Origin of the sequence: Pseudomonas sp. YuFO8 (genome assembly GCF_035065025.1) — a bacterium.
GTDB lineage: Bacteria > Pseudomonadota > Gammaproteobacteria > Pseudomonadales > Pseudomonadaceae > Aquipseudomonas > Aquipseudomonas putida_AE.
On the sequence record NZ_JAXDEQ010000038.1, the window covers coordinates 16,670 to 37,187 of the forward strand.

14 protein-coding genes are annotated in these 20,518 nt (G+C 61.6%); all 14 read left to right on the forward strand.

What is annotated here, in order from left to right:
* Positions 1 to 192: 192 nt before the first annotated feature.
* The 14 genes from dksA to SOP95_RS25315 all read left to right on the forward strand — a co-directional run bounded on the left by dksA (position 193) and on the right by SOP95_RS25315 (position 20,103).
* Positions 193 to 636 (forward strand): RNA polymerase-binding protein DksA, encoded by a 444-nt coding sequence (gene dksA, locus SOP95_RS25250; protein ID WP_046815673.1) that lies wholly within the window; start codon positions 193 to 195, stop codon positions 634 to 636.
* A 218-nt stretch (positions 637 to 854) separates the two neighbouring features.
* On the forward strand, positions 855 to 1,751 hold the full coding sequence (gluQRS, locus tag SOP95_RS25255; protein WP_274074585.1) for a tRNA glutamyl-Q(34) synthetase GluQRS: 897 nt from the start codon (positions 855 to 857) through the stop codon (positions 1,749 to 1,751).
* A 77-nt stretch (positions 1,752 to 1,828) separates the two neighbouring features.
* On the forward strand, positions 1,829 to 2,005 hold the full coding sequence (locus tag SOP95_RS25260; RefSeq protein WP_003176118.1) for a hypothetical protein: 177 nt from the start codon (positions 1,829 to 1,831) through the stop codon (positions 2,003 to 2,005).
* A complete protein-coding gene (locus SOP95_RS25265) occupies positions 1,989 to 4,943 on the forward strand; it encodes a sensor histidine kinase (RefSeq protein ID WP_274074584.1) in 2,955 nt (984 codons plus the stop codon). Before SOP95_RS25260 ends, SOP95_RS25265 begins: the two co-directional genes overlap by 17 nt.
* 22 nt (positions 4,944 to 4,965) lie before the next feature.
* A complete protein-coding gene (locus SOP95_RS25270; RefSeq protein WP_274074583.1) occupies positions 4,966 to 6,405 on the forward strand; it encodes a sigma-54-dependent transcriptional regulator in 1,440 nt (479 codons plus the stop codon).
* Between the two features lie 707 nt (positions 6,406 to 7,112).
* Positions 7,113 to 8,513: a polynucleotide adenylyltransferase PcnB gene (locus SOP95_RS25275; protein WP_274074582.1), complete on the forward strand. Its 1,401-nt coding sequence runs from the start codon at positions 7,113 to 7,115 to the stop codon at positions 8,511 to 8,513.
* 3 nt (positions 8,514 to 8,516) lie between these two features.
* Positions 8,517 to 9,002 carry a 2-amino-4-hydroxy-6-hydroxymethyldihydropteridine diphosphokinase gene (gene folK, locus SOP95_RS25280; protein ID WP_323608703.1) on the forward strand — a complete coding sequence of 162 codons (486 nt, stop codon included), beginning with the start codon at positions 8,517 to 8,519 and terminating at the stop codon, positions 9,000 to 9,002.
* 328 nt (positions 9,003 to 9,330) lie between these two features.
* Positions 9,331 to 10,131 carry a 3-methyl-2-oxobutanoate hydroxymethyltransferase gene (gene panB / locus SOP95_RS25285; RefSeq protein WP_323608704.1) on the forward strand — a complete coding sequence of 267 codons (801 nt, stop codon included), beginning with the start codon at positions 9,331 to 9,333 and terminating at the stop codon, positions 10,129 to 10,131.
* Complete coding sequence (gene panC, locus SOP95_RS25290) at positions 10,128 to 10,988, forward strand: pantoate--beta-alanine ligase (RefSeq protein WP_274074579.1); 861 nt, start codon at positions 10,128 to 10,130, stop codon at positions 10,986 to 10,988. The genes panB and panC overlap by 4 nt, the downstream gene beginning before the upstream one ends.
* Before the next feature lie 209 nt (positions 10,989 to 11,197).
* A complete protein-coding gene (pgi, locus tag SOP95_RS25295; RefSeq protein WP_323608705.1) occupies positions 11,198 to 12,862 on the forward strand; it encodes a glucose-6-phosphate isomerase in 1,665 nt (554 codons plus the stop codon).
* 159 nt (positions 12,863 to 13,021) lie between these two features.
* Entirely contained in the window at positions 13,022 to 14,959 is a 1,938-nt protein-coding gene (gene acs, locus SOP95_RS25300) for an acetate--CoA ligase (protein WP_323608706.1), read from the forward strand.
* Positions 14,960 to 15,070: 111 nt separating this feature from the next.
* Positions 15,071 to 15,943, forward strand: a complete 873-nt coding sequence (locus SOP95_RS25305) for an oxygenase MpaB family protein (RefSeq protein WP_274074576.1) — start codon at positions 15,071 to 15,073, stop codon at positions 15,941 to 15,943.
* A 95-nt stretch (positions 15,944 to 16,038) separates the two neighbouring features.
* Complete coding sequence (locus SOP95_RS25310; RefSeq protein ID WP_323608707.1) at positions 16,039 to 17,055, forward strand: class I SAM-dependent rRNA methyltransferase; 1,017 nt, start codon at positions 16,039 to 16,041, stop codon at positions 17,053 to 17,055.
* A gap of 93 nt (positions 17,056 to 17,148) precedes the next feature.
* Positions 17,149 to 20,103 carry a DUF748 domain-containing protein gene (locus tag SOP95_RS25315; protein WP_323608708.1) on the forward strand — a complete coding sequence of 985 codons (2,955 nt, stop codon included), beginning with the start codon at positions 17,149 to 17,151 and terminating at the stop codon, positions 20,101 to 20,103.
* The last annotated feature ends 415 nt before the right edge of the window (positions 20,104 to 20,518 follow it).

Here is a 20,518-nt window from a genome sequence, read left to right on the forward strand (position 1 = left end):
CCGGGTTCCAGAGCCACCAGGCAACACTTTGCCAGCATTTGCCAGCACCGCGGGCTGCGCCCTCGACATCCGGGAGTAGCGCGGTCTGATTTGATCTGGTAAGTTCGCCCGCTTGCAGCCGCAGGGCCGGCAGGTGCCGGTGATGGAGCAATCCTGCGCAGATGGATTACAAGAGTAGAGGCGGTCTATTTCATGTCCACCCAAGCAAAGCAACAAGCGAATCAGACGATCAGCGGCTTCGAGCCCTATGTTCAGAAAGCTGGCGAAGAGTACATGGGCGAGCCCATGCGCAAGCACTTCACCAAGGTTCTGAATCAGTGGAAAAAAGAGCTGATGGAAGGTGTCGACAAGACTGTGGACCACATGAAGGACGAAGCGGCCAACTTCCCGGACCCGGCAGACCGTGCCAGCCAGGAAGAAGAGTTCGCTCTCGAGCTTCGAGCCCGCGATCGTGAGCGCAAGTTGATCAAGAAGATCGACAAGACGCTGCAGCTGATCGAAGACGAAGAGTACGGCTGGTGTGAATCCTGCGGCATCGAGATCGGCGTCAAGCGCCTTGAGGCCCGTCCTACCGCTGACTTGTGCATCGACTGCAAGACACTGGCGGAAATCAAGGAAAAGCAAGTCGGCAAATAATCGCGGCTTGAACGAAGAACGGAGCGTGCGAACGCTCCGTTTTTGTTTCTGATATTTGCTTCGGCAGGAAACCCTGTGGGAGCGGGCTTGCTCCGGGCGGCGTTCCGACGAAAGCGGTGCATCAGCCTGTATTGATGTTGAGGCTGATGGCCTCTTCGCGAGCAAGCCCGCTCCCACAGGGTGGTTGGCGCAAGCCTGGAAAAAGTAATATTGCCCTTATGACTGCCATCGCCGCCTCTACCTACATCGGGCGTTTTGCCCCCACGCCCAGTGGTCACCTGCATTTCGGTTCGCTGGTCGCCGCATTGGCCTCCTACCTCGACGCCCGCTCGGTGGGTGGCCGCTGGCTGATGCGCATGGAAGACCTCGACCCGCCCCGCGAAGAGCCCGGCGCCCAGGCGGCGATCCTCAAGGCTCTGGAGAGCTACGGTTTCGAATGGGATGGTGAGATGGTCCGCCAGAGCGACCGCCACGAGGCCTATGCCGAAGTGCTCAACCGCCTGTTCAGCCAGGGTCTGGCCTACGCCTGCACCTGCTCGCGCAAACAGCTGGAGCCGTACCACGGCATTTATCCGGGGCTGTGCCGCAATGCCGGACACGGCACGGAAGACGCCGCCATTCGTATTCGCGTGCCTGAACTGGATTATCACTTCATCGACCGGGTGCAGGGCGAGTTCCACCAGCACCTGGGCCGGGATGTCGGCGATTTCGTGATTCGCCGCCGCGACGGGCTGTACGCGTATCAACTGGCGGTGGTCCTGGACGATGCCTGGCAAGGCATCACCGACATCGTCCGCGGTGCCGACCTGCTGGACTCGACGCCGCGCCAGCTCTACCTCCAGGAACTGCTCGGCCTGCGCCAGCCGCGCTACCTGCACATCCCGCTGATTACCCAGCCCGATGGTAACAAGCTCGGCAAGTCCTACCGCTCACCGCCCTTGAGCGAAGACCAGGCCACCCCCTTGTTGCTGCGGGCCCTGCGCGCACTGGGGCAGAAACCCGGCGCCGAACTGGCCTACGCCACGCCACGGGAAGTGCTGGACTGGGGCATAACCCACTGGGATGCCCTGCTGATCCCGCGCACACTGAGCCTGCCCGAGGCGCAGCTACAGTGATCGTGCTTGCAGTGGCGCACCCATCCGTTACCATCGCCGCACGTTTTCGGGCACGCGCATAAAAAAGAGAGGCCGGGATGTACATCTATCGCTTGGTCCTGCTCCTGGTAGTGGGGATTTATCTGTTTTCCCCGGCCATCATGGATTGGTGGATCGACGCCACTGGCGCCTGGTATCGCCCTTATCTGCTCTGGCTGATCCTGATCGTCGTGACCTTCATCCTGCAGAGCCAAAAAGATGCCGATGAGCTTTAGCCTGACCCAGATGATCCTGATCAGCGCCGCGTACCTGGCGGTGCTGTTCGGCGTGGCCTGGGTCAGCGAACGGGGCATGATCCCCCGGGCGATCATTCGCCATCCACTGACCTACACCTTGTCGCTGGGGGTCTATGCCAGTGCCTGGGCCTTTTATGGCACCGTGGGCCTGGCCTACCAGTATGGCTATGGGTTCCTGTCCAGCTACCTGGGCGTTTCGGGCGCATTCCTGCTGGCGCCGGTGTTGCTGTATCCGATCCTGAAGATCACCCGCACCTATCAGCTGTCGTCCCTTGCCGACCTGTTCGCTTTCCGCTTTCGCAGCACCTGGGCCGGCGCGCTGACCACGATTTTCATGCTGGTCGGGGTTCTGCCCCTGCTGGCGTTGCAGATCCAGGCGGTCGCCGACTCCATCGGCATCCTCACCCGCGAGCCGGTACAGCATCGCGTGGCACTGAGCTTCTGCGCCCTGATCACGCTGTTCACGATCTTTTTCGGCTCCCGGCACATCGCCACCCGGGAAAAACATGAAGGCCTGGTGTTCGCGATTGCTTTCGAATCGGTGATCAAGTTGATCGCCCTCGGCGGCGTCGGCCTTTATGCGCTGTATGGCGTGTTCGACGGCCCGCAACAGCTGGAACTGTGGCTGCTGCAAAACCAGACCGCCCTCGCCGCACTGCACACGCCACTGCAGGAAGGCCCTTGGCGCACACTCCTGCTGGTGTTCTTCGCCTCGGCGATCGTCATGCCGCACATGTACCACATGACCTTCACCGAAAACCTCAATCCGCGCTCGCTGGTCAGCGCCAGCTGGGGCCTGCCGCTGTTCCTGTTGCTGATGAGCCTGGCCGTGCCGCTGATTCTCTGGGCAGGCCTGAAGCTCGGCGCCACCACCAACCCGGAATACTTCACCCTGGGCATCGGCATCGCCGCCAACAGCAAGGCCCTGGCACTGCTGGCCTATGTCGGTGGACTGTCCGCCGCCAGCGGCCTGATCATCGTCACCACCCTGGCCCTGTCCGGCATGGCTCTGAACCACCTGGTGCTGCCGCTGTACCAGCCGCCGGCCGAAGGCAACATCTACCGCTGGCTGAAGTGGACCCGTCGAGCCCTGATCGTCGCCATCATCATGGCCGGCTACGGCTTCTACCTGCTGCTGGGTGCCGAGCAGGACCTGGCCAACCTCGGCATCGTCGCCTTCGTGGCCACGCTGCAGTTCCTGCCTGGCGTGCTGTCGGTGCTGTATTGGCCGACCGCCAACCGTCGCGGCTTCATTGCCGGGCTGCTAGCGGGGATCCTGGTGTGGCTGGTGACCATGTTGCTACCGCTGGTCGGCAACCTGCAGGGCTTCTATATCCCGTTGCTGAACATGATCTACGTGCTCGACGACACCAGTTGGCACATGGCCGCGATCGCCTCCCTGGCCGCCAACGTGCTGATGTTCACCCTGATTTCGCTGTTCACCAATGCCAGCACCGAAGAAGCCAGCGCCGCCGAAGCCTGCGCCGTGGACAACGTGCGCCGCCCGCAACGCCGCGAACTGCACGCCGCCTCGCCCCAGGAATTCGCCACCCAGTTGGCCAAACCGCTGGGTGCCAAGGCCGCGCAGAAGGAGGTCGAGCAGGCCCTGCGCGATCTTTACCTGCCCTTCGACGAACGACGGCCGTACGCCTTGCGCCGCCTGCGCGACCGCATCGAAGCCAACCTCTCAGGCCTGATGGGACCGAGCGTGGCCCAGGACATGGTCGAGACCTTCCTGCCCTACAAGGCCGGCGGCGAAAACTATGTCACCGAAGACATCCACTTCATCGAAAGCCGCCTCGAGGACTACCATTCACGCCTGACCGGCCTGGCCGCCGAACTCGATGCCCTGCGCCGTTATCACCGCCAGACCCTGCAAGAGTTGCCGATGGGCGTCTGCTCGCTGGCCAAGGACCAGGAAATCCTCATGTGGAACAAAGCCATGGAGGAACTGACCGGGATCGCCGCGCAGCGCGTGGTCGGTTCGCGCCTGAGCACCATTGCCGATCCGTGGAAAGCGCTGCTGCAAGGCTTCATTAACGTTCCGGATGAGCACTTGCACAAACAGCACCTGGCCCTCGACGGCCAGACTCGCTGGCTGAACCTGCACAAAGCGGCGATCGATGAACCACTCGCACCGGGCAACAGTGGCCTGGTGTTGCTGGTGGAAGACCTGACCGAAACCCAGATGCTCGAAGACAAACTGGTGCATTCCGAGCGCCTGGCCAGCATCGGTCGCCTGGCCGCGGGCGTGGCCCATGAAATCGGCAACCCGATCACCGGCATCGCCTGCCTGGCGCAGAACCTGCGCGAAGAGCGCGAGGAAGACGGCGAGCTCAAGGAAATCAGCGGGCAGATCCTCGAACAGACCAAGCGCGTGTCGCGCATCGTGCAGTCGTTGATGAGCTTCGCCCATGCCGGCAGCCACCAGCACAGCGACGAGCCCGTCTGTCTGGCGGAAGTGGCCCAGGACGCCATCGGCCTGCTGGCCCTGAACCGGCGCAATTTCGAAGTGCAGTTCTACAACCTGTGCGACCCCGACCACTGGGTCGAAGGCGACCCGCAGCGGCTCGCCCAGGTCTTGATCAACCTGCTCTCGAACGCCCGCGACGCTTCGCCTGCGGGCAGCGCGGTGCGGGTAAAAAGCGAAGCCGGCGAACACACGGTCGACCTGATCGTGGAAGACGAAGGCAGCGGAATTCCAAAGAGCATCATGGACCGATTGTTCGAACCCTTCTTCACCACCAAGGACCCGGGTGAAGGTACCGGTCTGGGCCTTGCACTGGTCTATTCCATCGTTGAAGAGCATTATGGACAAATCACCATCGACAGCCCGGCTGATGTACAGAGCCAACGCGGCACCCGGATCCGGGTGACTTTACCGCGTCATGTCGAAGCGACGTCCGCTGTGAACTGAGACCGTCGAGAGTATCGAATCAATGCCGCACATTTTGATCGTCGAAGACGAAACAATTATCCGCTCCGCCTTGCGCCGCCTGCTGGAACGCAACCAGTACCAGGTCAGCGAAGCCGGTTCAGTGCAGGAAGCACAAGAACGCTTCACCATTCCCACGTTCGACCTGATCGTCAGTGACCTGCGCCTGCCGGGCGCGCCGGGCACCGAGTTGATCAAGCTGGGCCAAGGTACGCCGGTGCTGATCATGACCAGCTATGCCAGCCTGCGCTCGGCAGTGGACTCGATGAAGATGGGCGCGGTGGACTACATCGCCAAGCCTTTCGATCACGACGAAATGCTCCAGGCCGTCGCGCGCATCCTGCGTGACCGGCAATCGGCGCAAGCCAGCAGCGAACCGGTTGCCGCCAAAGCCGGCAATGGCGCGGCCAAACCCGGCACCGACAACAGCAACGGCGAGATCGGCATCATCGGCTCGTGCCCACCGATGCAAGACCTGTATGGCAAGATTCGCAAAGTCGCGCCGACTGACTCCAATGTCCTGATCCAGGGCGAGTCCGGTACCGGTAAGGAATTGGTGGCGCGTGCGCTGCACAACCTCTCCAAGCGGGCCAAGGCACCGATGATCTCGGTGAACTGCGCCGCCATTCCTGAAAGCCTGATCGAGTCCGAACTGTTCGGCCACGAGAAGGGCGCGTTCACTGGCGCCAGCGCCGGACGTGCCGGCCTGGTGGAAGCGGCGGACGGCGGCACCTTGTTCCTCGATGAAATCGGCGAGTTGCCACTGGAAGCCCAGGCGCGCCTGCTGCGCGTGTTGCAGGAAGGTGAAATTCGTCGAGTGGGCTCGGTCCAGTCGCAAAAGGTCGATGTGCGCCTGATCGCCGCGACTCACCGAGACCTCAAGAGCCTGGCAAAGATCGGCCAGTTCCGTGAAGACCTTTATTACCGCCTCCACGTGATCGCCCTGAAACTGCCTGCACTGCGCGAACGTGGCGCGGACGTCAATGAAATCGCCAACGCCTTCCTGGCGCGGCAAAGCGCGCGGATCAACCGTACCGACCTCAAGTTCGCCGCGGACGCCGAGCAAGCCATTCGTCACTACTCGTGGCCGGGTAACGTTCGTGAGCTGGAAAACGCAGTAGAGCGCGCGGTCATCCTGAGCGAGAGCCCCGAGATTTCCGCCGAGCTGCTGGGCATCGACATCGAACTGGGCGACCTGGAAGACGACGAATTCATCGGCCTGCCCCCACAACAGGGCAACGGCAACGCCGGTAACAACAATCATGAGCCGACCGAAGACCTGTCCCTGGAAGACTACTTCCAGCACTTCGTGCTCGAGCATCAGGACCACATGACCGAGACCGAGCTGGCGCGCAAACTCGGGGTCAGTCGCAAATGCCTGTGGGAACGCCGTCAGCGCCTGGGTATCCCGCGGCGCAAAACCGGGGTGGCCAGCGAAAGCTGAACCCCACCTGTCTCATGTGCGGGTAACACATGATTTTGTGAAAAAACTGTTACCTCAGGTTTTTCACGTAACAGAAGCCGGGGCTTACGGTAACGAAGCCCCGGCTTTTTTTCGGCCCCATTTACCCCCTCGAACCGCCTAACCCCTTGTTTTACTGGGGTTCGCAAAAGTTGGCACGCACCCTGCTATATGTTTGGTACAAGAACAATAACAAGCAATGCACAAGACAATAAAAATAAGACGTATCGACTCACGCACAATAAAAACAAGACGGCGAGAGGCGCAGCTAACTGATTCTTTTGGAGAGGCGTTGTATTTGGGGCATGCCCCACGACCAGGCCGAGAACAACAAAAAACTGTCTTAAGACAGAGCCTGAACTGGTTGGATCGCAAGATCACTGCAGCACAGCGACCAAAGCAATCCGTTTGCTCTTGGCTCCCGATTGGGAGTGTCATGAAGGAAAGCTTCATGGCGAGGGCACTCAACAAAAACAAGAAGCCCGAAACCAATAACAAAAATGAGCATGCAACTACTTCTTGGGGAGCTTCGGCTCCCCTTGTAGTTTCTGCGATTCGCCCGCCCCGCCTCGCTCCTACACCTCAAATCCGCTGTGTCCTACACCATCCCTCGACTAAATGCTAGAATCCCCGCCCATCATGCGGTCATTCTTCGTTTTGGCCGAACATTCCTTCAAACAGTGCATCCCATGCTGAAGAAGCTGTTCCAGTCATTCCGTACTCCCGTGCGTCGTACGCAACACATCCGCAGCACGCCTGAAGTGCTCAATAGCGGCCAACATTCGCTGCAAAAGGGGCAATTCAGCCGTTACGCGGTGAACATCGTCGAACGCCTGCAGGGCGCCGGTTACCAGGCCTATCTGGTCGGCGGTTGTGTGCGTGACATGCTGCTCGGCATCACGCCGAAAGATTTCGACGTCGCCACCAGCGCCACCCCTGAACAGGTACGCGCCGAATTCCGTAATGCACGGATCATTGGCCGCCGGTTCAAACTGGTGCATATCCACTTTGGCCGCGAAATCATCGAAGTCGCGACCTTCCGCGCCAACCACCCGCAGAACGACGAAGAGGAAGATCAAAATCAATCCTCGCGTAACGAAAGCGGGCGCATCCTGCGCGACAACGTCTACGGCACCCTGGAAGAAGACGCGCAACGCCGCGACTTCACCATCAATGCCCTGTATTACGATCCGGTCAGCGAACGCATTCTCGATTACGCCAACGGCGTGCACGACATTCGCAACCAACTGATCCGCTTGATTGGCGACCCCAAGCAGCGTTACCAGGAAGACCCGGTGCGGATGCTGCGCGCCGTGCGGTTTGCCGCCAAGCTGAATTTCGGCATCGAAAAACACAGCGCTGCGCCCATCCGCGACCTCGCGCCCATGCTGCGCGAGATCCCGTCGGCCCGCCTGTTCGAAGAAGTACTCAAGCTGTTCCTGTCCGGCCACGCGGCCGACACTTTTGAAATGCTGGTCGACCTGCAATTGTTCGATCCACTGTTCCCGGCCAGCGCCGAGGCACTGGAATACAACCCGACCTACACCCACACCCTGATCAGCGAAGCCCTGATCAACACCGACCTGCGCATCAAGCAGAACAAGCCGGTCACCCCGGCGTTCCTGTTTGCCGCCCTGCTTTGGCCCGCTCTGCCGGCGCGCGTATTGCGCCTGCAGGATCGTGGCATGCCGCCGATTCCGGCGATGCAGGAAGCCGCTCACGAGCTGATTGCCGAGCAGTGCCAGCGCATCGCGATCCCGAAACGCTTCACCATGCCGATCCGCGAGATCTGGGACATGCAGGAGCGCCTGCCACGGCGCAGCGGCAAACGCGCCGACCTGCTGCTGGACAATCCGCGCTTCCGCGCCGGCTACGACTTCCTGCTGCTGCGCGAAAGCGCGGGCGAGCAGACCGATGGCCTGGGCGAATGGTGGACCGACTACCAGGATGCCAATGACAGCGAGCGCCGCGACATGATTCGCGACCTCAGCGGCAAGGACGACGGTACCGGCGGCCCACGCAAACGTCGCCGCAGCGGCGGCTCCAAGCGCAAGCGCTCAGCGGACGCTTCGAGCACCACGGGCGAGTAATCCATGGAACGCATCTACATCGGCATGGGCAGCAACCTCGCTGACCCCGCCGAACAGCTGCGCAGCGCCATCGAGGCGCTGGCTCAGTTGCCGCAATCGCAACTGGTCGGGGTTTCTGCCTTCTATCAAAGCGACTCGTTGCTGCCCGGCCAGCCGCGTTATACCAACGCAGTGGCCGCGCTCGACAGCGCTCTGGCACCGCTTGAGCTGCTGGACGCCTTGCAGTCCATCGAAACCGGCCAGGGCCGCGAGCGCCTTGAGCGCTGGGGCCCGCGTACGCTGGACCTGGACATCCTGCTGTTCGGTGACCGCCTGATCGACGAACCTCGCCTGAAAGTCCCGCATTACCATATGCAGGAGCGGGCCTTCGTCCTGTATCCCCTGGCCGAACTGGCGCCCGCCGACCTGCGCCTGGGCGATGGCCGCACACTCGCCGACTTGCTCGCTGCCTGCCCGTTCGTCGGGCTGGAACGCCTGCCGGTAGACTGAGTTGCACCAAAAGATCGCAGCCTTCGGCAGCTCCTACAGGACGGTGATGACCTGTAGGAGCTGCCGAAGGCTGCGATCTTTTGATGTTGGCATTTGCTGAAACGCATCAGTCACCCCGGTAACACCGCGGGCGTAACAATGCGGTAACACACGCAATTGACTTCCCACGTTCTCCTCACGACTATAGGCGTCCCGCTGCCGTCACCACGGCATCAAGGGCGCAATCCAGGCCTTCAAAGCACGACAAAAGACCGTGCGCCTGTATTCAACGAAGAATCACGCGCGTTACTCGCAGTAGTTTCCACAGCGCCTGAATGAGGAACTTTTCATGCCAGCCATCACCCTGACCACTCTGCAAGGTCTCAAGCAAAAAGGTGAAAAAATCACCATGCTGACCTGCTATGACGCAACCTTCGCCCACGCCTGCAACCAGGCCGGCGTCGAAGTGCTGCTGGTGGGCGACTCACTCGGCATGGTTCTGCAAGGTCACGACAGCACCCTGCCGGTCACCACCGCCGAAATGGCTTACCACGTGGCATCCGTCAAACGCGGTAACACCGACGCCCTGATCCTTGCCGACTTGCCGTTCATGGCCTACGCCACCACGGAACAGGCCATGACCAACAGCGCCCTGCTGATGCAGGCCGGCGCTCACATGATCAAGGTTGAAGGCGCGTTGTGGCTGGCGGACTCGATCCGCCTGCTGGCAGAACGGGGCGTTCCGGTCTGCGCCCACATGGGCCTGACGCCGCAATCGGTGAACATCCTCGGCGGCTACAAGGTCCAGGGTCGCAACGAAAACCAGGCGCGGCAGATGCGTGCCGATGCCATCGCGCTGGAACAGGCCGGCGCGTCGATGCTGCTGCTCGAATGCGTGCCGAGCGAGCTGGCCGAAGAAATCACCCAGGCCGTGGGCATTCCGGTCATCGGGATTGGCGCCGGCCACCGCACCGACGGCCAGGTACTGGTCCTGCACGACATGCTGGGCCTGTCGATTACCGGTCGCGTCCCCAAGTTCGTGAAAAACTTCATGGCCGGCCAGGAAAGCATCCACGCGGCCCTGAGCGCTTACGTCACTGAAGTCAAAGCGGCGACTTTCCCAGGCATCGAACACGGATTCTCTGCATGAACACCGTCAAAACCGTACGCGAACTACGGGCCGCCGTGGCCCGTGCCCGCAGTGAAGGCAAGCGCATCGGCTTTGTGCCGACCATGGGCAACCTGCACAGCGGGCATGTCGCGCTGATCACCAAGGCCACCCAGCGGGTGGATTTCGTGGTCGCGAGCATTTTCGTCAACCCGCTGCAGTTCGGTGCTGGCGAAGACCTCGACAAATACCCGCGCACCCTCGCCGCCGACCAGGAAAAACTGCTCGAAGCCGGTTGCGACCTGCTGTTCGCGCCTACCGTTGAAGAGATGTACCCCGGCGGCATGACCGGCCAGACCCGCGTCAGCGTCCCGCAGCTTTCCGAAGGCCTGTGCGGCGCCAGCCGTCCGGGGCATTTCGAAGGCGTGGCAACGGTGGTCAGCAAGCTGTTCAACATGGTCCAGCCGGACCTGGCGATCTTCGGCCAGAAAGACTTTCAGCAACTGGCAGTCATTCGCGCGCTGGTGCATGACCTGAACATGCCGATCCAGATCATTGGCGAGCCGACGGTGCGGGCGGCCGATGGCCTGGCGCTGTCGTCGCGCAATGGCTTCCTCGACGCAGATCAGCGCGCCGTGGCGCCGGTGGTGTATCGCACGCTGAGCGAGATCGCCGAAGCGATCAAACAAGGCGAGCGCGATTACCCGGCCCTGATCCGTGCCAAGCTGCAACAACTCGAAGCGGCGGGCCTGCGTCCCGACTACCTGGAAATTCGCCATGGGCTGAGCCTGCGCCCGGCCACCCCGGAAGATCGCGACCTGGTGATCCTGGTGGCGGCGTTCCTGGGGACGACGCGCCTGATCGACAACCTGCACCTGAACCTCGACACCCCCGCCTGAAATCCCCCCACGACCGCACCGGTACAAAAAAGTACCGGTCGCAGGTCCGACAAAGCCAAGACAGATCGCCTCTCTGGGTTTACTGTTACCGGTCTGCGCTATTTAATCGTGTGCACGCAGGCTAACCGGGTTACCGCCAGTCAGTGGTCAGGACATTCCGGTATTTTCAGTGTCTTAAAGGCAGTTCAAGTAAAAGGAAACCCGCAGCGATGGCGTATTACCGCACCCCCCACGACGTGACCACCCTGCCCGCCTGGCAGGCGTTGAAAGACCACCGCCAGGCCATGCAGGATTTCAACATGCGCGAGGCCTTCAACGCCGACCCGCAGCGCTTCAATCAATTCACCCTCAGTAGCTGCGGTCTGTTTCTCGACTACTCGAAGAACCTGATCAACGCCCAGACCCGCGACCTGCTGGTGGGCCTGGCCGACGAAGTCGACCTCAAGGGCGCAATCAAATCGCTGTTCGATGGCGAGATCGTCAACGCCTCCGAAGGACGCCCGGCCCTGCACACCGCCCTGCGTCGCCCGGTCGGCGACAAGTTGTCGGTCAACGGCGTCAACGTGATGCCAGAAGTGCACAAAGTGCTGAACCAGATCACCGACCTCGTGGGCCGTATCCACGACGGCCTGTGGCGCGGCTACTCAGAGAAGCCGATCACTGACGTGGTCAACATCGGCATCGGTGGTTCGTTCCTGGGGCCCGAGCTGGTCTCCGAAGCCCTGCTGGCCTATGCCCAGAAAGGCGTGCGTTGCCACTACCTGGCAAACATCGACGGCAGTGAGTTCCACGAACTGGCCATGAAGCTGCGCGCCGAGACCACGCTGTTCATCGTTTCGTCGAAATCCTTCAACACCCTCGAAACGCTGAAGAACGCCCAGGCCGCCCGCGCCTGGTACCTGGCCCAGGGCGGTTCGGAAGCCGAACTGCATCGCCACTTCATCGCAGTATCAAGCAACAACGCCGCCGCCGTAGCGTTCGGCATCCGCGAAGAGAACATCTTCCCGATGTGGGACTGGGTCGGCGGGCGTTACTCGCTGTGGTCGGCCATCGGTTTGCCGATCGCCCTGGCCATCGGCATGTCGAACTTCAAGGAACTGCTGTCCGGTGCGTACACCATGGACCAGCACTTCCTGAACACCCCGTTCGACCAGAACATGCCGGTGCTACTGGCCCTGCTCGGCGTGTGGTACGGCAATTTCTGGGGCGCGCAAAGCCACGCGATCCTGCCGTACGACCACTACCTGCGTAACATCACCAAGCACCTGCAACAGCTGGACATGGAATCCAACGGCAAGAGCGTGCGCCAGGACGGTACGCCCGTCAGCACCGACACCGGTCCGGTGATCTGGGGTGGCGTAGGTTGCAACGGCCAGCACGCTTACCACCAGTTGCTGCACCAGGGCACCCAACTGATCCCGGCCGACTTCATCGTGCCGATCGTCAGCTTCAACCCGGTGGCCGACCACCACCAGTGGCTGTACGCCAACTGCCTGTCGCAAAGCCAGGCGCTGATGCTCGGCAAGACCCTGGCCGAAGCCCAGGCCGAGCTGCGTGACAAAGGCATGAGCGAAGAGCAGGTGCAGAGCCTTGCGCCGCACAAGGTGATCCCGGGCAACCGTCCGAGCAACACCCTGGTGGTCGAGCGCATCAGCCCGCGGCGCCTGGGTGCGTTGGTGGCGATGTACGAGCACAAAGTCTTCGTGCAAAGCGTGATCTGGGGCATCAATGCCTTCGACCAATGGGGTGTGGAGCTGGGCAAGGAACTGGGCAAAGGCGTCTACAACCGCCTGGTCGGCAGCGAAGAAACCCCGGCTGACGACGCGTCCACCCAGGGCTTGATCAACTACTTCCGCGGACGTCACCGCGGCTGATTTGACGCTTGTACTAACCTTTGTAGGAGCTGGCTTGCCAGCGAAGACGGTATATCAGGCAATACTTATGTCGACTGATACACCGCTTTCGCTGGCAAGCCAGCTCCTACGAGGGTCGCGCAGCTCCCCTCTTCGCCACAACAAGAAGAAGGAACCGTCATGTTCGATATCAGCACGTTCCCTAAAGCCGATGCCGTGCGCCGGGCTGCACAACTGAGTCAGGACGACTATCACCGCCTGTACCGCGAATCCATCGAACACCCCAGCACCTTCTGGGCCGAACAAGCCACCCGCTTCCTCGACTGGAGCACACCGTGGCAAACCGTCCAGCGCTACGACCTGAAGACCGGTGAAGCCCACTGGTTTGCCGGCGCAAAACTGAACGTCAGCTTCAACTGCATTGACCGTCACCTGGCCAAGCGCGGCGATCAAACCGCGATCATCTGGGAAGGCGACGACCCCGCCGAATCCACCCAGATCACTTACAAGAAACTGCACCATTACGTCTGCCGCCTGGCCAACGTGCTCAAAAGTCGTGGCGTGAAGAAAGGCGACCGGGTGTGCATCTACATGCCGATGATCCCCGAAGCGGCCTACGCCATGCTCGCCTGCACACGCATCGGCGCGGTGCATTCGGTGGTGTTCGGCGGGTTCTCGCCGGATTCGCTGCGCGACCGGATCCTCGACGCCGACTGCCGCACAGTGATCACTGCCGATGAAGGCGTGCGCGGCGGCAAATTCGTGCCACTCAAGCACAATGTCGACAAGGCGCTGCAAAGCTGCCCGGATGTCAGCACCGTGGTCGTGGTCGAACGAACCCAGAACCCGGTGAACTGGGTCGAGGGCCGGGACCTCTGGTATCACCAGGCGCTACGCGACGTAGGCGACGACTGCCCGCCTGAGCCGATGGACGCCGAAGACCCGCTGTTCATCCTCTACACCTCCGGCAGCACCGGCAAACCCAAAGGCGTGCTGCACACCACCGGGGGCTACCTGCTGCAAGCGGCCATGACCTTCAAATACGTGCTGGACTACCGCGACGGTGAAGTGTTCTGGTGCACCGCCGACGTCGGCTGGGTCACCGGCCACAGCTACATCGTCTACGGCCCCCTGGCCAATGGCGCCACCACCCTGATCTTCGAAGGCGTGCCGAGCTACCCGAGCACCTCGCGGTTCTGGCAGGTGATCGACAAGCACAAGGTGAACATTTTCTACACCGCCCCTACCGCACTGCGCGCGCTGATGCGCGAAGGCGCAGAACCGTTGAAGGAATCGTCTCGCGCCAGCCTCAGATTGCTCGGCACTGTCGGTGAGCCGATCAACCCGGAAGCCTGGGAGTGGTACTTCAATGTGGTCGGCGAACAACGCTGCCCGATCGTCGATACCTGGTGGCAGACCGAAACCGGCGGCATCATGCTCAGCCCGCTGGTCAGTGCGCAACGGATCAAACCGGGCTGCGCGACGCAGCCGATGTTCGGCGTACAACCGGTGCTCCTGGACGAGCATGGCAAGGAAATCAAAGGCGCCGGCAGCGGCGTGCTGGCGATCAAATCCAGCTGGCCGGCGCAGATCCGCAGCATCTACGGCGACCCGCAACGAATGGTCGACACCTACTTCAAGCCCTACCCCGGCTACTACTTCACCGGCGATGGCGCCCGCCGCGACGAAGATGGCGACTACTGGATCACCGGGCGCATCGACGATGTCATCAACGTCTCCGGGCACCGCATCGGCACCGCCGAAGTGGAGAGCGCCCTGGTCCTGCACGACAACATCGCCGAAGCCGCCGTGGTCGGTTACCCACATGACGTCAAGGGCCAGGGCATCTACGCCTTCGTCACCCCCATGAACGGCGTCGAGCAAAATGAAGAACTGAAAAAAGCCCTGCTCGCCCACGTCAGCAAGGAAATCGGCAGCTTCGCCAAGCCCGACCTGATCCAGTGGGCGCCGGCCTTGCCGAAAACCCGTTCAGGCAAGATCATGCGGCGCATTCTGCGCAAGATCGCCTGCAACGAACTGGACAGCCTGGGCGACACCTCGACCCTGGCCGATCCGAGCGTGGTCCAGGGCCTGATCGACAAGCGCCTGAATCAATAACGTACTGCCGCCTCCTGTAGGAGCTGCCGCAGGCTGCGATCTTTTGACGTTGCTTTCAGGATCAAAAGATCGCAGCCTGCGGCAGCTCCTACAGTCAATCACCGGGACACCATGGAATTCATCCGCAATCGCATCGAAACCCAGATCATGAGCCTGACCGGCCTGTCCCTGGGCAAACTCGACCTGGAAAACCCCAAGGGCGACCCCGGGCTGTTCGGGCCCGACTCGGTGAGCTGGCAAGTCCACGGCGACTTCAGCAGCATGTTGATCGGCGGCATCAGCGCCCTGATGTTGCAGGCCCTGCACCCGCTGGCCCTGGCGGGTGTGTGGGACCATTCGAACTTTCGCGAGGACATGCTCGGTCGCCTGCGTCGCACCGGGCAATTCATTTCCGGCACCACTTTTGGCTCACGACAGGATGCCGACTGGCTGATCGAAAAAGTGCGCACCATCCACCTGCAAGTCACAGGCACCGCACCCGATGGCCGGCCCTATGCCGCCAGCGACCCCGATCTGCTGACCTGGGTGCATGTGGCGGAGGTCAGCAACTTCCTCGCCGCGCATTTGCGTTATCGAAATCCGCACCTGTCCCTGGCCGATCAGGATCGTTATTACGCAGAGATCGCGCTGGTGGCCGAACGTCTGGGCGCCCGTGACGTGCCGCGCTCCCGGCAGGAGATTGCCGCTTATCTTGAGCGCATTCGCCCGCAGCTGCTGTGCGACGAACGCAGTCGGGAAGTGCTGCGATTGCTGTTGAACGCCCCCTCCCCCAGCCGTCTGGCCAAGCCATTCGGCGGTTTGATGATGCAGGCCGGGATCGATCTGCTGCCGGACTGGGCCAGTGACATGCTTGGCGTGCACCAAGGCCCGCTGCAACGCAAATTGATCCGCGCCAGCGTCAACCGCAGTGCGCCGATGCTGCGCTGGGCGGTGCGCAATGGCTCGGTACATCGTGCGAAAAGACGGATGGGTCTGCTGAGCTGAAGCTCGGAGCGGCAAGCTTGAAGCTCGAAGCTTGAAGCTTCAAACTCAGTACCTGCTAAACTCCCGCGCCCAATTCCACCTGCAAGGCGCCCGGCATGTCCTCCTTGAATCAGGCGCTGCGCGCCGCCCTTGAACATCGTCAGGATCTGCTGGCCGAACTGCACAGCCAGGGCACCGACTGCTATCGCCTGTTCCATGGCAGCCAGGAAGGCGCCGGCGGCCTGACCATCGACCGCTACGGCCCGCAACTGATGGTGCAGAGTTTCCACCAGTCGCTCGACCGCGAAGCGTTGCTGCAACTGCACGAAATGGTCAATCAAACCCTGGGGTTTGAAACCCTGCTGGTCTACAACGACCGCTCCCGTGGCAACTCGCGCATCGACCGCGAAGACACTGTCTACCGTGCCGACGAAGCCGCGCTGCAAGACCTGGTGGGCCACGAGTGGGGCCTCAATTATCGGGTGCGCGGGCGCCACGCCGGGCAGGACCCGCTGCTGTTCCTCGACCTGCGCAACACCCGCGGCTGGGTCAAGGACCACAGCAAGAACAAAAGCGTACTGAACCTGTTCGCCTACACCTGCGGGGTCGGTCTCAGCGCCGCAGCCGGGGGGGCCAGCGAGGTGTGCAACCTGGACTTCGCCGAAGGCAACCTGGCGGTCGGTCGCGAGAATGGCTTGCTCAACCCGCAATTGCCGACCATGCAATTCATCCAGTCCGACTACTTCCCGGCCATTCGCCAGTTGGCCGGCCTGCCCATCAGCCAGCGTCGCGGGCAGAAACTGCCGAGCTATCAACGCCTGGAACAGCGTCAGTATGACTTGGTGCTGCTCGATCCACCGGCCTGGGCCAAGAGCGCTTTCGGTACCGTCGACCTGCTGCGCGACTATCAGAGCCTGCTCAAGCCGGCAGTCCTGACCACCGCTGACAACGGCGTGCTGATCTGCTGCAACAACCTGGCAAAAGTCAGCATGGACGACTGGCGCGAGCAGGTCCTGCGTTGCGCCGAGAAAGCCGGCCGGCCGGTCCGGGAGTGGACGGTGATGAAACCAGGCGGCGATTTCCCGTCGATGGACCAGCAGCCACCCCTGAAAACCCTGATTCTGCAGTTCTGAAAGTCGCCGTTGTTTTCCGACAAATCCCGCAGGATGTGAGGACTTCGGAACCGAAATCGCGTGCCATACTCCAAGGCACTCCGATCCAGACAGATGAAGCCGCACATGTACAAAGGATTGATTCGCGCCATCGGCGCCTTGTTGACTGCTCTGGCGCTCTACAGTCTGCTGGGCTTTCTGATTTTGCCGGGCATCGCGTTGCGCGTTGCCAACCAACAACTGGCCCACTACGCCACGACGCCCGCCACCCTCCAGCGTATCGAACTCAACCCGTTCAGCCTTGAAGTGACCCTTTGGGGCCTGAACATCGGCGAGCCCGGCAAAGAGCAGGTCGGCTTCGAACGCCTGTACGCCAACCTGCAGCTCGACAGCCTCTGGACCCAGGCGCTGCACCTGTCGGAAATCGAACTGGAAAAATCCAAGACCGAAATCCTCTTCGGCAAGGACGGCAAACTCAATCTGCGCGGGCTGTTCAAACTGCCAGCGAGCGAACCCACGCCGGCCGATCCGAACGCCAAGCCGTTCCCGCTGCGCATAGACCGGATCAAACTGGCGGGCGGCGCCTTGCACTTCAAGGATGAGCGCCCCAGCGAACCGATCGAATTTCTCTACGACAAACTCGACTTCGAACTGAAAAACCTCAGCACCTTGCCCGAAGACAGCGCCGACATGGAACTGGTCGCTATTGGCCCCAACGGTGGCCAGGTCGACTGGACCGGCAACTTCAGCCTCATTCCGTTCGCCTCTGAAGGTAAGCTGAAAATTACCGACGGCAAGATGAAAGCCTTTTGGCCCTATGTCCGCGACGCCGTGCCCCTGGACCTCGAAAGCGGGGTGATGAGCCTCAGTACCGACTACAAACTCAGCCTGGCCAAGCAGACCGAACTGCTGCTGAACAACCTCGCAGTCAGCGTCGCACCCTTCGCGATCAAGGCCCCGGACGGACGGCCGCTGGCGAAGCTCGAGCGTCTGGACATCAGCGAAACCACGGTGGACCTGGCCAAACAGCAAGTGGTGGTCGGCAAGATCCGCAGCCAAAAGCTGGAAACCTGGGCGGCACTGGAAGCCGATGGCCAGCTCGACTGGCAGAAACTGTTCGCCAGCCAACCGTCAAAACCGGCGGCCAAGGCCAACGCCGAACCGCCGAGCACCCCGGCGGCCGCCGATTCGCCGAAACCCGAACCGGCAGAGCCTGGCAAACCCTGGCAAGTGCTGCTCACCGATGTGCAATTGCGCGATTACAAAGTGCATCTGGCGGACCGCAAGGCGCAACCGCCGGTGGAAGTAGAGCTGAGCCCGCTGAATCTCGACTTGCAGAAGTTCGACAGCCTCAATGGCTCGCCCTTCGCCCTCAAGCTCGACACCGGCGTGGGCAAGCAGGGCAAGCTCACGGCCGATGGCGAGGTCAACCTGGCGCCTGTCAGCGCCAGGCTCAACGTACAGACCAAGGACATTGACCTGCGTGTCGCCCAGTCCTACATCAGCCCGTTCATTCGCCTGGAGCTGCGCAGCGGCATGCTCGGCAGCGACCTGGCGGTCAACCTGAAAAGCACCGAGCCGCTGGCCCTCAGCGTCACCGGTCGCGCTCAGGTCGATCAGCTGCACACCCTCGACACCCTCAAGACCCGCGACTTTCTCAAGTGGCAACAGTTGGTGGTCGAAGGCCTCAACTACCAGCACGGCGACAGCCTGTCGATCGACAAGGTCAACCTGCTGCAACCCTATGCGCGTTTCATGATCAACGATGACCGCACCACCAACATCGATGACCTGCTGATTCCGCAACCGCCCGACGCAGGGGCAAAGCCTGCCGCGGCCAAACCCGTCGCCAGCAAGGACAAGCCCCTGGGCATCCATATCGGCGGCATTGCCATCAACGACGGTTCGGCGAACTTCGCCGACTTCAGCCTGACCCCGAACTTCGCCACCGCCATCCAGCAGCTCAACGGTTCGATCGGCACCATCGACAGCCGCCAGGCGAAACCGGCCACTGTCGATATCAAGGGCAAGGTCGACCGCTACGCACCGGTGACCATCAAGGGCGCGGTCAACCCGTTCGACCCGATGGCCAGCCTCGACATCGCCACCAGCTTCAAACGCGTGGAACTGACCACGCTGACCCCCTACTCCGGCAAGTTCGCCGGTTATCGCATCCGCAAAGGCCGACTCAACCTCGACCTGCATTACGTGATCACCAAAGGCCAGCTCAAGGCTGAAAACAAGGTAGTGGTCGAGCAGTTGCAACTGGGCGAAAAAGTCGACAGCCCGGATGCCGTGAGCCTGCCGCTGAAACTGGCGATCGCCCTGCTCAAGGACGTCGACGGCAAGATTTCCATCGAACTGCCGGTGACCGGCGACCTCAACAATCCGCAGTTCAGCGTGATGCCGATTGTCTGGCAAACCCTGCGCAACCTGATCGTCAAGGCTGCCGCCGCGCCGTTCAAACTCATTGGTGGCCTGGTGGCCGGTGGTGGCTCGGAGGACCTGGGTACCGTGTCATTCGCGCCGGGCTCGAGCGACCTGAGCAAGGACGCCGAAGCGGCCCTGGTCAAACTGTCCCAGGCCCTCAAGGAACGCCCGACCCTGCGCCTGGAAATCGAAGGCACCGCCGCCAAGAGCAGTGATGGCCCGCTGCTCGCCGAGCAACGCCTGGAACGGGAATATCAGTACAACTACTACAAGATGCTCCAGCGCCGCGGCGACAAGGTGCCGGCGAAGGCGAATCTGCTGGAGGTGCCGGACAGCGAGAAAGGTCCGCTGCTCGAAGGGATCTACCGCACGCGCCTGAAGGTCCAGCCGCCCGCCGAATGGAAAGACCTGGGCAAGGAAGAACGCACGGCGAAAATGCGTGCGGACGTGATCCAGTTCTGGAGCTCCAGCGAAGTGCTGTTGCGTGAGCTGGGCCAGGAACGCGCCAGCAGCATCAAGGATTATCTGGTCGACAAGGGTCAGCTCGCGGACGACCGGGTGTACTTCATCGACGCCCAGTTGGGCGAAGCGGAAAAGGACGGCAAGGTGGTCACCCCAATGCACCTGGACGCCGAATAATCGGCAAACACTGCAATTAAACAACACACATACCAATGTGGGAGCCAGCCTGCTGGCGATAGAGGGGTGACAGTCAACATAGGTGTTGAATGTTACATCGCTATCGCCAGCAGGCTAGCTCCCACAGTTGTTTTGCCTGGACTGAAATAGAACAGGCCCCGACACGAATGCCAGGGGCTGGATGCACCAAGACGCCGAGTAATAGACAAACACTGCAATTGAACACCACACATCCCAATGTGGGAGCCAGCCTGCTGGCGATAGCGATGTGACAGTCAACATAGGTGTTGAATGTTACATCGCTATCGCCAGCAGGGTAGCTCCCACAGTTGTTTTGCCTGGTCCTAAATAGAACAGGCTCCGACACGAATGCCAGGGACTGGATAATGGACGCCGAGTGATAGACAAACGCTGC

Coding starts and splice junctions, on each gene's coding strand:
- dksA (WP_046815673.1), top strand. CDS start 193: ATGTCCACCCAAGCAAAGCAACAAGCGAATCAGACGATCAGCGGCTTC.
- gluQRS (WP_274074585.1), top strand. CDS start 855: ATGACTGCCATCGCCGCCTCTACCTACATCGGGCGTTTTGCCCCCACG.
- SOP95_RS25260 (WP_003176118.1), top strand. CDS start 1,829: ATGTACATCTATCGCTTGGTCCTGCTCCTGGTAGTGGGGATTTATCTG.
- SOP95_RS25265 (WP_274074584.1), top strand. CDS start 1,989: ATGCCGATGAGCTTTAGCCTGACCCAGATGATCCTGATCAGCGCCGCG.
- SOP95_RS25270 (WP_274074583.1), top strand. CDS start 4,966: ATGCCGCACATTTTGATCGTCGAAGACGAAACAATTATCCGCTCCGCC.
- SOP95_RS25275 (WP_274074582.1), top strand. CDS start 7,113: ATGCTGAAGAAGCTGTTCCAGTCATTCCGTACTCCCGTGCGTCGTACG.
- folK (WP_323608703.1), top strand. CDS start 8,517: ATGGAACGCATCTACATCGGCATGGGCAGCAACCTCGCTGACCCCGCC.
- panB (WP_323608704.1), top strand. CDS start 9,331: ATGCCAGCCATCACCCTGACCACTCTGCAAGGTCTCAAGCAAAAAGGT.
- panC (WP_274074579.1), top strand. CDS start 10,128: ATGAACACCGTCAAAACCGTACGCGAACTACGGGCCGCCGTGGCCCGT.
- pgi (WP_323608705.1), top strand. CDS start 11,198: ATGGCGTATTACCGCACCCCCCACGACGTGACCACCCTGCCCGCCTGG.
- acs (WP_323608706.1), top strand. CDS start 13,022: ATGTTCGATATCAGCACGTTCCCTAAAGCCGATGCCGTGCGCCGGGCT.
- SOP95_RS25305 (WP_274074576.1), top strand. CDS start 15,071: ATGGAATTCATCCGCAATCGCATCGAAACCCAGATCATGAGCCTGACC.
- SOP95_RS25310 (WP_323608707.1), top strand. CDS start 16,039: ATGTCCTCCTTGAATCAGGCGCTGCGCGCCGCCCTTGAACATCGTCAG.
- SOP95_RS25315 (WP_323608708.1), top strand. CDS start 17,149: ATGAAGCCGCACATGTACAAAGGATTGATTCGCGCCATCGGCGCCTTG.